Source organism: Arthrobacter sp. 35/47, assembly GCF_000520475.1.
Classification (GTDB): Bacteria; Actinomycetota; Actinomycetes; order Actinomycetales; family Micrococcaceae; genus Arthrobacter_D; species Arthrobacter_D subterraneus.
Map to the genome: position 1 here is coordinate 1 of NZ_KI914586.1, position 13,494 is coordinate 13,494.

Genomic DNA, 13,494 nt, shown 5'->3' on the forward strand with positions numbered 1-13,494 from the left:
CCCCTGCCATGAGTCCGTAGGCGGGGACGTCCTTGGTGACGACGGCGCCCGCCGCCACGGTTGCCCAGGTGCCGATGGTCACGGGCGCAACGCATACCGCGCGGGCTCCGATCGACGCCCCGTCCTCGATGGTCACTCCCACCGGAGTCCAGTCATGGGCACTCTTCAGCGCGCCGTCAGGAGAGACGGACCGCGGATAGGTGTCGTTTGTCAGGACGACGGCGGGACCGATGAAGACTCCCTTTCCGAGCGATGCCGGCTCGTACACGAGGGCGTAATTCTGCACCTTGGAGTTCTCCCCCATCGTGACACCCGTCCCGATGTACGCTCCGCGCCCGACGATGCAGTTCGCTCCAAGCCGCGCGTTCTCGCGCACCTGTGCAAGGTGCCACACCTTGGTGCCCTCGCCCAGCTCCGCCTGGTCCGAGACATCCGCGCTGTCAGCGATGTAGGTCATGGGATACCTTTCCGTTGCGAATCAGGCCTTGCCGATGACCCGGTAGGTGACCCCGGCCCACTGGTCCGGCGTGCTTACCCTCCGGCCGTCAATGAACGTCTTCACCCCGGGCAGATCCGACGGCGACAGCTGCGCATACTGTGCATGGTTCGCCTGCACCACTGCGGCATCGACCGGCTCACCCACGTGATAGGCGTCGAAGCCCAGGGCTGAAAGTTCCTCGTCGGTGTAGAGGGGATCGTGCACCAGAACCTTCGCACCACGCTGCTTCAGCGCCTCGACCGTCGCGAAAACGCCCGAGAATGCTGTCTCCTTCACTTCACCGCGGTATGCGGCACCGAGGACGACGACGGTAGCGCCGTCAAGCTCGCCATGGGCACCTTCCAGCAGCCCGACTGTGTATTCAGGCATCCCGGCGTTGGCTTCACGGGCAGCACGCACGACGGTCGCGGAGGGGTCGTTCCAAAGGTAGAGCCGGGGGTAGACAGGGATGCAATGACCGCCGACGGCGATGCCCGGCTGGTGGATGTGGCTGTAGGGCTGCGAGTTGGATGCCTCGATCACCTGGTAGATGTCGATCCCGGCCGTCGCCGCGAAGCGCGCGAACTGGTTCGCCAGGCCGATGTTCACGTCGCGGTACGTCGTCTCGGCGAGCTTCGCCAGTTCCGAGGCCTCCGCCGACCCGAGATCCCACACCCCGTTACCTCGGGAAAGATCCGGGCGGTCATCGAAGTCAAGCACCGCCTCATAGAACTCAACCGCGATCCTGGCGCCGTCGTCGGACAGCCCACCGACCAGCTTGGGATACTTGCGGAGATCTTCGAAGACCCGCCCGGTCAATACCCGCTCAGGCGAAAACACGAGGTGGAAATCCTTGCCCTCGACCAGGCCGGATCCCTCCTCCAGCATGGGCTTCCACCGGGTGCGGGTGGTGCCCACAGGAAGCGTGGTCTCGTAGGAGACAAGGGTGCCCGGGGTGAGGTATTTGGCCAGTTCCGCGGTGGCTCCATCCATCCATCCGAAGTCGGGCTTGGCGTCAGCATCAACAAACAGCGGCACTACCAGCACCACGGCGTCGGCGTTGGGCACGGCCTGCGCATAATCGGTGGTGGCCCGGAGCTTGCCGGCCGGAACCAGCTCGGACAGCTTTTCCTGGAGGTGCGCTTCGCCGGGGAACGGCTCCACTGCATTGTTGATGGATTCGACGACCTGCGCGTTGACGTCGACTCCCACCACTTCGTGGCCCTTTGACGCGAACTGGACTGCAAGCGGCAGGCCGATCTTCCCAAGGGCAATGACAGCAATTTTCACGACGAAGTAAACCTTTTCTGTATGGCTTGCGCTCAACCCGGCGATTCAGTGACCAAGACTATCGGATCACCCGCGGATATCTTCCCAACCGGTCGCCTTCCGAAAGATGTCACGGAACGCCGGGTACATAGACTCGACGTAGGTTTCGGTCAGGTGGTTGTCATCTATATAGACGTGCATATTGCCCACAACCGGGTCGCAGGATCGTTCCGAACAGATCAGGTCCGTTGCATCGAAAAGCTTTGCTGCGTGCGGGTGGGCCACTTATCCACAGCTCGCGGGATTCTGGTGCGCAGCACCTCCCGGTCCCCCTACTGTCGAGACCATGGATCTGCACGTGACACTGGCCGCAGGTCCCGGCGTGCGCCTGGCAAGCGGCGGTTCCACGGAGGAAATAGTGATCACGGGGGCTCACCGGCTGAGTGGCACTCAGCTTTACGAACAGCTTTCACAGCGGGCCGACGGTCAGCACTTCCTGGTGGCCGGTGTGCCCGTACAGGAGCTTGTGGCCGGAGTTTCCCCCCTGACCCCCGGCGCCGTCATCGTCGCTGGGACGAGCCAGTGCCCGGATGTGTCCCCGTCCCGTCCCGGCACGCTGTTCTTCCTCGTCCGGTCCGGCCCCGATGCAGGCAAAACCGTGCCGCTTGTCCGGGGCACCTGCACAATCGGACGCAACGGGTCGGACATCACCCTCCACGATCCCCTGATGTCCCGCAGGCATGCATTGCTGACGGTCACCACGGAGGCGGTCACCCTGAGCGACCGGAACTCAGCGAACGGGGTCCGCGTGGATGGTTCGCGAATCAGCGAGAGTCCGGTGACCACAGACTCCGATATCCGCATCGGATCGAACCGCTGCGCCCTTATCCTGGCCGACACGCCGGTCGGGACCCCGCTCGCCGTGGACCTCAGCAAGCCCTGCCCGGTCAGGGCTGTCCCGCCGTCCGAGGCCAGCCGGTTGCTGATCGCGTCAGCGTTTCTGCCGCTTGTGTTGGGGGTTGTCCTCGCGGTGACCACCGGAATGTGGTTCTTTCTGGCCTTCAGCGCACTCTCGGCCGTGGCCGGCTCCGTTCCGTTGATCAACGCACGGAAAACACGGCGCACGTTCGCTGGAGCAGTTGAGACTGCCGTTGCTGCAGACAGTGAACGACGGCGGCGCGCAGCACCGGACCCGGCAGGGCTCGCTCTGGCCGCTCTACGGACAGGACACCCAGCCCTGGCGCAACCACCCCCACGATCCTTCGACGGGCACTACCTGCGGCTCGGAACCGCAGACCAGCCCGCGAATATCGAAGCCCGGCCGGCACCACCGGGGTGGCGGCCGCCCCTCATCCCCGAAATGCCGGTGCTGGTCCCCCTGACAGGGGAGGAAAACGGCGAGCCCATCGGGTTGGATGTCCGGGCACCACGGGGCACCCTGGATCGGGTCGCGAACCTGATACTGCTTCAGCTTTCCGCGCTCGGTGGAGCCGGCGAAATCCTGTGTCACGGTGCTGCCTCGGAACTGCCGCACAGTGCACGCTTCCTGCCGGGCGTCACGCTCACGTCCAACCCGGGACACTTCGCCGAAATGCTTGCAACGGGGAGATACTCCTCGGTTGTGGTTTTCGGTCCGGAACCTTCCCCGCCAGTTCCGGGCGCACGTATCTACCGGTTTTTCCCCTGCCAGGGACAGGAGGATGGAAGGTGGACCGTCGACTACTTCGAATCCGAGCCCGTTCTCAGGAGCCCCGGCGGCGTTCTCCCCTTCCACCCCGACTACGTGCGCGCCGGAACGTTCGAGATGATGGCCAGAGCGTTCGGGGCGGGGTCTGGTTCCGGCGCCGTTCCTACGGCGGAAGCTTCGGTGCCACCTGTAGTCGCCCTGACCGAATTATTCGCCGGTGACAGCCCCGGCATCCTGGGGAAGTGGCGCACCGCCTCGGAGGGCTTATGCCTGCGCACCATCGTCGGCTCCTCGGTTGCCGGGCCTCTGTCATTCGACCTGATTGCCGACGGCCCACACCTGCTCGTCGCGGGCACAACGGGGTCCGGGAAATCCGAGTTCCTCCGGTCGCTGGTTCTCGGCCTGTCGCTGCACCATCCGCCTGCAGAGCTCAACTTCATGTTCATTGACTTCAAGGGCGGCGCCGGGCTCGGCGGATTGGCGTCACTGCCGCACGTCACAGGAATGCTCACCGATCTGTCGCCAGAGACCGTATCGCGGGCCCTCGTTTCCCTCCGTGCGGAGGTGAAACGGCGCGAGTCTCTGTTTGCGGCAGTGCACGCTGCCGATTACGGCGAATACCGAGGCCTCAACGGCACCGGATTGCCGCGTCTCGTCATCGTCATTGACGAGTTCAGGATGCTCAGCGAGGAAGCCCCGGGGGCAGTGAACGATCTGATGCGGATCGCCGCCCTCGGACGTTCACTCGGGATGCATCTCGTCCTCGCAACGCAACGACCCCAGGGCGCGATCACCTCGGAGATCCGGGCGAACATCACGGCAAGCGTCGTGTTGCGAATGCAGTCGGCCATGGAATCCCAGGATCTCCTCGGTTCAGCCGCTGCCTCCTCCATTCCTGTCAACCGTCCCGGACGAGGCTACCTGCGGATAGCGTCCGGTCAACCAATTGAGTTCCAGACGGCAACGACGACGTCCCCCACCGGATACCCAACCTCCTCCATCATGTCCTTCGCCCAGTTCCTTTCCCGAGGCTCCCCTGGAGGCGGGACGGCAGGAGACGACATCGGTACCGCGCAGACCAGTCCCACCCTTCGGGACGGAGTGCAGTCCCTGGTCAGCGCGGCAGGGAGTGCAGCGCGGGCACTGGGATCGCCGCCGCTCCGCCTGCCGGTTCTGCCACCGCTGCCGGAGGCGCTTTCCCGCGCGGCTGCGGTGCCCGCCGGCATCCTTCAGCTTGGACTGCTGGACATACCCGAACGGCAGGCGCAGCGTCCGCTCCTCTGGGATCCCGGCCAACATTCGCATCTCGCGTTCATCGGCCAGCATGGAAGCGGACGGGCGGTGGTCTGTGCCGCCGCTGAGCATCTGCGGTGTCTACCCGACCGGCACCTCTATCTGCTCGATGGTGACGCGAACCTGAGGTCGTGCCGGGATGCTCCCCAGGTCGGCGCCTACGTCACCGCCTCGGATGTCAGGAGGGCAGCACGGGTTCTGCAACGTCTCGCCGAGCTGGTGGTTCATCGGCTCAACGGCGGCCCTGGATCCGCTGAAGCAGCTCCCGGCATCACAGTGTTCATTACCGGCTGGGGCCGGTGGGCGAGCGCCTTCCGCAACGGCCGCTTCGGCGGAGCTGAAGAGTCATTGCAGGACATCGTGCGCGACGGCGAGACCGCAGGAGTAGCTCTCGTTGTTGCTGGGGAACGTGAACTCATCGCAAGCAGGTTCTTTTCCCTGCTGCCCAACCGGCTGTACCTGCCGCTGGGAGCAAGCCCGGAAACGCTGCTCAGTTGGCCGAAGCTGCCTGCCATGGACCCGGTTCCCGGCAGGGCTCTCGCACAGGGCCGTATCAGCCCGGATGCGCAGGCCGTTGCCCAGCTGATCATGGAACAGGGAGAGCTCCCGGACATGCCCCCCGCGCAGCGGCCATTCCGGGTTGCGGCGCTCCCGCATACTCTCGAGAGTTCGGAGCTCAGCCCCCGGCCATCCGACGGGCGGACCGCGCACATCCCTATCGGTGTGGGCGGGGATGACCTTTCACCGGTACATCTCAGTATGCCGCCGAGGACGGCCGGGCTGATTGTCGGAGGAGCCGGAACAGGCAAGTCCCGGACGCTCGATCTGATTGCAGTGCAGGCCCCGCGGTCGGTGCCCTGTCTGCGTCCGGGGCCCGAAGCGGACCCCTTTTCCTACTGGAGACGCCCCGAAGTGGCGCAGCAATCTGCAGGCTCCCTATTGCTTGTCGACGACGTTGATCTGCTACCCCGCGAGATTCAGCAGCAGCTCGGCGCAATGGTGGCAGCGGGCGCGAGGGCGGTCTTCTCGGCAACGCCCTCCCCCAGCCTGGTCACGAACCCGGCGCTGACAGCCGTCCGCGTCAATCCGTTGGGAATCGTGCTTGGGCCCCATTCGCCCGCGGACGGCGAAGTGTTCGGCCTGCGTCTTGAGGTGAACGGCACGCCGCCGCCCGGGCGCGCTGTCCTGGTGGGAATGCGCCGGTCAACGGAGATACAGCTCGCCCGGCATGAACCGGTCAGACCTGATCAGTAGCAGCATTCCTGAGCAGTAACAGCGTCCCCGGTACAGCGTTCCCGGTTCAGGAGCGGCTTCCAGGGCACCGCGGGCGCTATCAGAGCACCGGCGTACTGTTCTCGCCGCTCCTGCTGGTGTAATCCACCACCGGCCGGGTGAAGAGCTGGTGCACCACAAGGACTGCCGGCACCAAAAGCATGAGCCCGACCCACAGCACCCCACCGGTCAGTGTCGGGACGGCCACGACGACTGTGAAAAACTGAAAGACCAATGCAGCGGAGCGCGTCCACCGGTATCCCCGGAAGAAGAAGTGAGCCACCACGAGAAGCCAGCCTGCAAAGAGCAGCAAGAGAGCCAGCATGAAGACGGCGCCGCCCAGGGACGTCGGCGTGCTGGTCAGGAGTCCTGCGATGAACCAGCCGGCAACGGCAAGCAAAGCGGCTGCCTCACAGAGCAGGATTACCGCGATGATGGTGACCCCGCGTGGGCGGGGCGTCCTGTCAGTGTGGGGCAGTCCGGAGGGTCTTGACACAGTGGCACCCTACCGGACATAGTCGTTCACAGCTACAGTCGCTTTGCCGGATGTCAACTGTGTGACGCATCCCTCATGGTTTGAGCATATTGCCTCATGGTTACCCCTTGTTTGCGTGCGCGTAACGTGACAGCGTTAATGAAGGAAAATGTGGGGGCCGTAGTGGCCCCCTTTACTATGACACCCCTCGTGAATGTTTTCACAAAGCTCGCGAGTCGTAAGGAGAAAGTGATCAGCATGGACTGGCGTAGCCGCGCTGCCTGCCTAGACAAGGACCCGGAACTGTTCTTCCCGGTCGGCAACACAGGGCCCGCCCTGCTTCAGATCGAAGAGGCCAAGAGCGTCTGCCGCCGCTGCCAGGTCGTCGACACCTGCCTCCAGTGGGCGATCGAATCCGGTCAGGACGCCGGTGTGTGGGGCGGCATGAGCGAGGACGAGCGGCGCGCACTCAAGCGCCGCGCCGCCCGGGCCCGGCGAGCTTCCTAACGTACCTGTACAGCCAGGTTTGAGGGAGGGCATCATGGATGCCCTCCCTTTTTGGTTCCGGGATTCTCCACGGGACCCCGAGAAACCGGGGTACCGGGAAACCGGGGTACCGGGGTACCGGGAACCTTCGAGTCAGGATCAGCGAGGCGCGGGTTTGTTGGGAGCCGGTTTCCGCCTTGCACCCCGGATGCCCATTTCAATGGTCACAACGGTGCCGCCGCCCTCACGTGACGTCCACTCGATGGTGCCGCCGAGCTCACTCATCACGAGTGTCCTCACGATCTGCAGGCCCAGCCCTTCGCTGTAGCCTTCAGGCGGCAGTCCCGCGCCGTCGTCCATGATCGCCACAGTGAGCATTTCGCCTTCGTCATCCATGCTCCGGTCGGCTTTCAGCCAGACCGTCCCCGGCCGGTCCGCAAGCCCATGTTCGACGGCGTTGGTCACCAGTTCGTTGATGACCAGTGCAAGCGGCGTGGCGAAATCACTGGGCAGTTCTCCGAACTCGCCGGCCCTCTCCGTGCGCACCGCCTGGTTTGGCGATGCCACTTCCGCTGAGAGGCGAAACTGGCGGGCGATAAGTTCGTCGAAATCCACGTTCTGGGACAGACCTTGCGAAAGGGTCTCATGAACCAGCGCGATCGTGGCCACGCGCCGCATCGCCTGCTCCAGACCCTGTTTCGCTTCATCACTGACCATGCGCCGTGACTGCATTCTCAGGAGCGCGGCAACAGTCTGCAGGTTGTTTTTCACACGGTGATGGATTTCCCGGATGGTGGCGTCCTTGGACACCAGTTCCATTTCCCTGCGCCTCAGCTCTGACACGTCCCGGCACAACACCAGCGCGCCGAAACGCTGCTTCTCATCGCGAAGGGGGATGGCCCGCAGCGACAGGCTTACCCCCCGGGACTCGATCTCGGTCCGCCAGGGCATCTTGCCCGTCAACACGAGCGGGAGCGTTTCGTCGACCATCCTGCGGTCCTTGAGCAGAGACGTCACGATCTCGGCCAGTGGACGTCCTTCAAGGGTCTCAACATCCCCGAGCCGCCGGAATGCTGAGACACCGTTGGGGCTGGCGTACTGCACAACGCCGTCAACGTCCAGCCTGATCAGCCCGTCGCCGACGCGCGGCGCACCGCGCCTGGACCCGGTGGGAGTTGCGAAGTCCGGCCAGAGTCCCAGGGTGCCCATTCGCAGCAGATCATAGGCGCACTGGCGGTAGGTCAGTTCCAACCGGGATGGCATGCGCGAACTGGACAGGTCCATATGCGAAGTGACGACGGCGAGCGTTCGCCCGTTCCGCACCATGGGCACCGCCTCGACGCGCATTGCCATCTCGGTGGTCCAGTTGGTTTCCCCGGACCGCTCGATCTGCTGGCTTGCCCACGCCTTGTCCACCAGCGGCTGAAGGTCCGCCCGGATCCGCTCCCCCACGAAGTCGCTGTGGAAAACCGTGTGCGAAGTCGACGGGCGGACGTGCGCCAGGGCGACATAACCGCCGTCGTGCAGGGGGAACCACAGCGCCAGGTCAGCGAACGCAAGGTCAGCGACCATCTGCCAGTCGCCCACAAGCAAGTGCAGCCACTCGGCATCTCCCGGAGCGAAACCTGCATGTTCCCGGATAGGATCCGTGAAGATTGCCACCTATGACTCCCTTACTGCCGCACGATGGAACGCAGCAAGCGTAGTGCAACCGAGAGCGATGCCATGTCATCGCGCTCCAGCTGGTTCACCTCTGCGAACATCTTCTTCGCGCGGTCCAGATGTTCAGCGTTGAGCTGTTCCCATTCCTGAAGCCTGTGGGACGCGTCGGCCGATTCCAAATGTGACGAACTGTTCATCACCGAAACCGTCATTTCCGACACAGTGGAGTAGAGGTCGTCGCGGAGGGCGGCCCGGGCCAGTGCCTGCCAGCGGTCTTCCCTGGGTAGTGCGGTGATGCGCTCCAGCAGGTTGTCGATGTTGAAACGGTCGTAGATCGCGTAGTACACCTCAGCGATCCTTTCGACCGGCTCATCCACGCGGCGTGAGATGAGCGCGACGTCGAGCAGGCCGAACGACTCGAACTGCTCCGCCCAGTGTTGGGCAATGGAATCGGGCAGACCCCACTCCTCAGCCTTCTCGAACCATTGGCGAACCCGTTCGAGATCCCCGCCGCGCACGTAATGGATCAGCCGCGTGCGCAGCGGATCTATCAGCGGTTTGAACGCCGCGATATCCTCTTCCACCGTTGTACCCCGGCCGACGTGGTTGACGAACCACCGCACGGCGCGGTCCAGCAGCCGCCGGATGTCCAGGTGCACTGTTGTCCAGTGTTCGGTCGGGAAACTCGGCGGCAGCTCCGCAAGGGCCGCGATGATCCGGTCGAGGTCGTAGATTTCCCGCAGCGCAACGAACGCGCGCGCCACCACCAGCTGGTTGACCGAGGTCTCTTCCATGACCCGGAAGACAAAGGTGATTCCACCCATATTGACCATGTCGTTCGCGATGACCGTGGAGATGATTTCGCGGCGCAGGGGGTGGTTGTCCAGTTCATCGTCGAACCGCTCGACGACCTGATGGGGAAAATAGCTCCGAAGAGTGCGCTTGAACCACGGGTCGTCGGCGAGGTCGCTTCTGGTGAGGGCCTTGGTCAGCTCAATTTTCGCGTAGGCGGCGAGGACCGACAGCTCCGGGGATGTAAGGCCCTGGCCACGCTCGACCCGGGCGCGAAGCTCCTTCGTGGAGGGAAGTGCTTCAAGGTCCCGGTTCAGGTCGGCGTGGGTCTCGAGCCAGTCCATCATCCGTTCAAAACTCGGGCTCCATTCCAGTACACGCTGCCGGTCATTGAGCAACAGCACGTTCTGGTCGATGTTGTCCTGGAGCACAAGGTCAGCGACCTCGTCAGTCATGGAATGCAGGAACTCCGCGCGCTCTTCTGCGGGAAGCTTGCCGATGCGAACCATCCGGTCCACGAAGATCTTGATATTGACCTCATGGTCCGAGCAGTCAACACCCGCGGAGTTGTCGATCGCGTCCGTATTGATGATGACACCGTTGAGCGCCGCTTCGATCCGGCCCCGTTGTGTCATTCCGAGGTTTCCACCCTCGCCGACAACCCGGGCACGCAGCTGGTTCCCATTGACCCTGATTGCGTCGTTCGCCTTGTCACCGACCTCGCTGTGAGTCTCCGTTGAAGCCTTCACATAGGTACCGATGCCGCCGTTGTAGAGCAGGTCCACCGGTGCGGTGAGAATAGCGCGCAGCAGTTCGGGAGGACTCAGGCTGGTGGTGGAATCGTCAAGGCCCAGCACCTTCCGCACCTGCCCGCTGATCGGAACCGTCTTCAGGTGGCGCGCATAGACACCGCCGCCCTCGCTGATCAGCTCCGGGCTGTAGTCAGCCCAACTCGACCGTGGAAGCTCGAAAAGCCGTTTGCGCTCAGCGAACGACGCCGACGCGTCCGGATTGGGGTCCAGGAAGATATGGCGGTGGTCAAACGCCGCAACAAGCCGGATATGCGTCGAAAGCAGCATCCCGTTGCCGAAGACGTCACCACTCATGTCGCCGACGCCGGCGACGGTGAAGTCCTCGGACTGGGTGTCCACACCGAACTCGCTGAAGTGCCGCTTGACAGATTCCCATGCTCCGCGGGCGGTGATCCCCATCGCCTTGTGGTCATACCCGACTGATCCGCCGGAGGCAAAAGCGTCTCCCAGCCAGAAACCATATTCGGCTGAGAGCTCGTTGGCGATGTCCGAGAAGGATGCGGTTCCCTTGTCCGCAGCCACCACAAGGTAGCTGTCGTCGCCGTCGTGCCGCACAACCCTCTCGGGCGGGACAACCCGCTCGCCCTGCTCGGTGGTCACAAGGTTGTCGGTGATGTCCAGGAGCGCACGGATGAACGTGCGGTAGCTGGCCTGACCTTCCGCCATCCACGCCGCGCGGTCGTGGGTGGGATCCGGCAACTGCTTCGCGTAAAAACCGCCCTTCGCACCCGTGGGCACGATCACCGCATTCTTGACTGTCTGGGCCTTCACCAGACCAAGAATCTCAGTACGGAAGTCCTCCCGACGGTCCGACCAGCGCAATCCGCCGCGTGCGATGTCCCCGAAGCGGAGATGGACTCCTTCGATCTGCGGCGAGTACACCCAGATCTCGAACTTCGGTCTGGGGTGCGGGGCACCTTCGATCACGGAGGTGTTGAGCTTGTAGCTGATGTGGTGCTTGTCCTGGAAGTAATTTGTCCGCAGGGTCGCTTCGATGACGTTCGCGAGGGTGCGAAGAACACGGTCCGCGTCCAGCGTTGGAACCTGTTCAAGGTGCGAGTCCAGTGTCCGGCGGACGCTCTCGGTTGCCTCTTCCCGCTCCGTGTTGTTCAGGTCCGGATCGAACCGTGCCTCGAAGAGCGCAATGAGCCCTCGCGTCACCTCGGGGTTGGCGAGCAGCGTGTCGCTGATGAACCCGTACGAGTTCATGTTTCCCATTTGCCGCATGTACTTTGCGTAGCTGCGCAGAATGGCCACCTGCCGCCACCGGAGATTTTCCCGCAGCACCAACCGGTCAAAGGAATCCGACTCACTGGCATTCCTGACCGCAGCCGCAAACGCCTCCTCAAGCAGCCCACCCGTACCCTGGGGATCAATTCCCTGCGGATACCGCAACCCAAGGTCGTAGAGGAAAAAATCCCTGCCGTCGGCCCGGTCGATCTCGAACGGGCGCTCGTCGAGCACTTCCAGCCCGAGGTTATGCAGGAACGGAAGGATCTGGCTGAGGCTCTTCGGCTCGGTGAGGTACAGCTTGAGCCGGGCGTCCTCTTCCAGGTGCTCCCCGGCCCCCGGCGGCACGTAGACATGCATGATCGGACCGCTGGTGTCGGTGCGGTCGTAGGTGGAGAAGCGTTCGATATCTTCGAGCGCGTCCTCGACTTCGTAGTCCACCCTGTACGCCGCTGGAAATGCTTCGGCCCAGAGGTGGGAAAAGCGGTCGGCATCCTTCCGGCTGAACCGGCGGCGCGCCACCTCATCGATGCCTTCCGACCAGGAACGGGCCGCCATGACGAGCCGCTGTTCGAGTTCGGATACCTCAACGTGCGCTACCTCCGCGCCCTTGGGGAGCCGGATCCGGAAGAACAGGCGGGCGAGGGCGGACTCACTCATCCGTGCCTCGTAGTCGATGGATTCGGCATTGAATGTGCGCCGCAGCTCGTCCTCGATGCGCAGCCGCACGCTGGTCGTGTAGCGGTCGCGCGGCAGATAGACCAGAGCCGACATGAAGCGCCCGTACGTGTCCGGGCGAAGGAACAGCCGGGTACGCCGCCGCTCCTGAAGTCGGAGGATTCCCATGGCCGTATTGACCAGGTCATCGACATCGATCTGGAAGAGCTCGTCACGGGGATACGTCTCAAGGATTGAGAGCAGGTCCTTGCCCGAGTGGGAGTCAGGGGGGAAGCCGCAACGGCGAAGCACCTCGTTGACCTTGTCCCGGACGATGGGCACATTGCGCACCGATCCGGTGTAGGCACTGGTGGCAAACAGCCCGATAAAACGCCGTTCACCGCAGACGTTGCCCTGGCTGTCGAACCGTTTGATTCCGATGTAGTCGAGATAGGCTGCGCGGTGAACTGTCGACCTGGAGTTGGCCTTGGTGATGACCAGCGGCTGCTTCTCACGGGCCTTGTCCCTGCCGGCCTGCGTCAGGTGCTGGATCTGCCGGGTGTCGATCGGGTGACGAAGCAGACCCAGGCCGCTGTCCTCGACGACGCGCAGTACGTCCTCACCGTCTTCTGTCTCAAGGTCGTACTCCTTGAAACCGAGGAAGGTGAAGTTTCCCTGGTCCAGCCACGCAAGTAACTCGCGCGCCTGCTCCAATCCCGGCACACCGGCATTTTCGGGCACTGCCTTCAGGGTTTCCGACACTTCGCGCAGTTTGCTGCGCATTGCGGTCCAGTCTTCAACCGCGATGCGAACGTCCGAAAGTACCCGGTGCAGTCCCTCAATGACTTCCCGACGGCGGGAGTCGTCGCCGATCCGGCCCACCTCGACCGCCATCCAGGACTCGACGTGGGCGCTCACGTCGCTCCCAGCCACCAGTTCGGCCACGTTGGGAAGAGCTGCGGTATCCCCGCTCGACAGGCCCGCCGAGGAAGGAACGCGCCGGAGCCGCACGAGTTCGGACGTCGCCCGGTCCCGCACCGCCACGAATGTGGGGTGTACGACCAGCCGGATTGCGGCCTGCTGCCTGACGAGTTCCGCCGTGACCGAGTCAACGAGGAAGGGCATGTCATCCGTGACGATCATGACGATGCTTGCATCGTCCTGATCGATGACGCCGATCCGTGCCTCGCCTGTCGGCCGGACAGCCGCCAGCGACCGGTGCTCAAGTGCACGCTGGGTGAGGGCATCCGGCGAGTAGGCGCCGGCGTCGTCGTCCGCGAGGTGCTGGTAGTAATGCTCGATGAACTCGGTGAGTGAAGTGTCAGAGCTGGACTGGTCCGTGGTGCTGGATCCAGACGACATGAAACGCCTCCGTAACGAA

8 protein-coding genes are annotated in these 13,494 nt (G+C 63.7%); 2 read left to right on the forward strand and 6 right to left on the reverse strand.

The genetic code is table 11. The features are described from left to right. The 3 genes from X803_RS0103945 to X803_RS22655 all read right to left on the reverse strand — a co-directional run. Window positions 1-457: acyltransferase (locus X803_RS0103945; protein WP_026544126.1), on the reverse strand; the 457-nt coding region annotated here is incomplete at its 3' end. A 21-nt stretch (window positions 458-478) separates the two neighbouring features. Further along, window positions 479-1,768: a nucleotide sugar dehydrogenase gene (locus tag X803_RS0103950; RefSeq protein WP_026544127.1), complete on the reverse strand. Its 1,290-nt coding sequence runs from the start codon at window positions 1,766-1,768 to the stop codon at window positions 479-481. Window positions 1,769-1,834: 66 nt separating this feature from the next. Further along, the gene (locus X803_RS22655) at window positions 1,835-2,032 is read right to left on the reverse strand and encodes an SGNH hydrolase domain-containing protein (RefSeq protein WP_026544128.1); all 198 of its coding nucleotides are present in this window, start codon (window positions 2,030-2,032) and stop codon (window positions 1,835-1,837) included. Between the two features lie 61 nt (window positions 2,033-2,093). Here X803_RS22655 and X803_RS0103960 point away from each other — a divergent pair, with 61 nt between their 5' ends. After that, a complete protein-coding gene (locus X803_RS0103960) occupies window positions 2,094-5,981 on the forward strand; it encodes an FtsK/SpoIIIE domain-containing protein (protein ID WP_084033353.1) in 3,888 nt (1,295 codons plus the stop codon). Window positions 5,982-6,060: 79 nt separating this feature from the next. Here X803_RS0103960 and X803_RS0103965 read toward each other — a convergent pair whose 3' ends face one another. Further along, the gene (locus X803_RS0103965; protein WP_253907387.1) at window positions 6,061-6,495 is read right to left on the reverse strand and encodes a hypothetical protein; all 435 of its coding nucleotides are present in this window, start codon (window positions 6,493-6,495) and stop codon (window positions 6,061-6,063) included. A gap of 237 nt (window positions 6,496-6,732) precedes the next feature. Here X803_RS0103965 and X803_RS0103970 point away from each other — a divergent pair, with 237 nt between their 5' ends. After that, window positions 6,733-6,981, forward strand: coding sequence for a WhiB family transcriptional regulator (locus X803_RS0103970; RefSeq protein WP_026544131.1), 249 nt, complete (start codon window positions 6,733-6,735; stop codon window positions 6,979-6,981). A 138-nt stretch (window positions 6,982-7,119) separates the two neighbouring features. Here the strand turns inward: X803_RS0103970 and X803_RS17640 are convergent, their stop codons facing one another. Then, complete coding sequence (locus X803_RS17640) at window positions 7,120-8,622, reverse strand: sensor histidine kinase (protein ID WP_051470428.1); 1,503 nt, start codon at window positions 8,620-8,622, stop codon at window positions 7,120-7,122. An 11-nt stretch (window positions 8,623-8,633) separates the two neighbouring features. Further along, window positions 8,634-13,475, reverse strand: a complete 4,842-nt coding sequence (locus X803_RS0103980; RefSeq protein WP_026544132.1) for an NAD-glutamate dehydrogenase — start codon at window positions 13,473-13,475, stop codon at window positions 8,634-8,636. Window positions 13,476-13,494: the final 19 nt, after the last annotated feature.

What these genes read in the sequence shown, in the direction of transcription:
- X803_RS0103960 (WP_084033353.1), top strand. Translation starts at nt 2,094, where the DNA reads ATGGATCTGCACGTGACACTGGCCGCAGGTCCCGGCGTGCGCCTGGCA.
- X803_RS0103970 (WP_026544131.1), top strand. Translation starts at nt 6,733, where the DNA reads ATGGACTGGCGTAGCCGCGCTGCCTGCCTAGACAAGGACCCGGAACTG.
- X803_RS0103980 (WP_026544132.1), bottom strand. Translation starts at nt 13,475, where the DNA reads ATGTCGTCTGGATCCAGCACCACGGACCAGTCCAGCTCTGACACTTCA.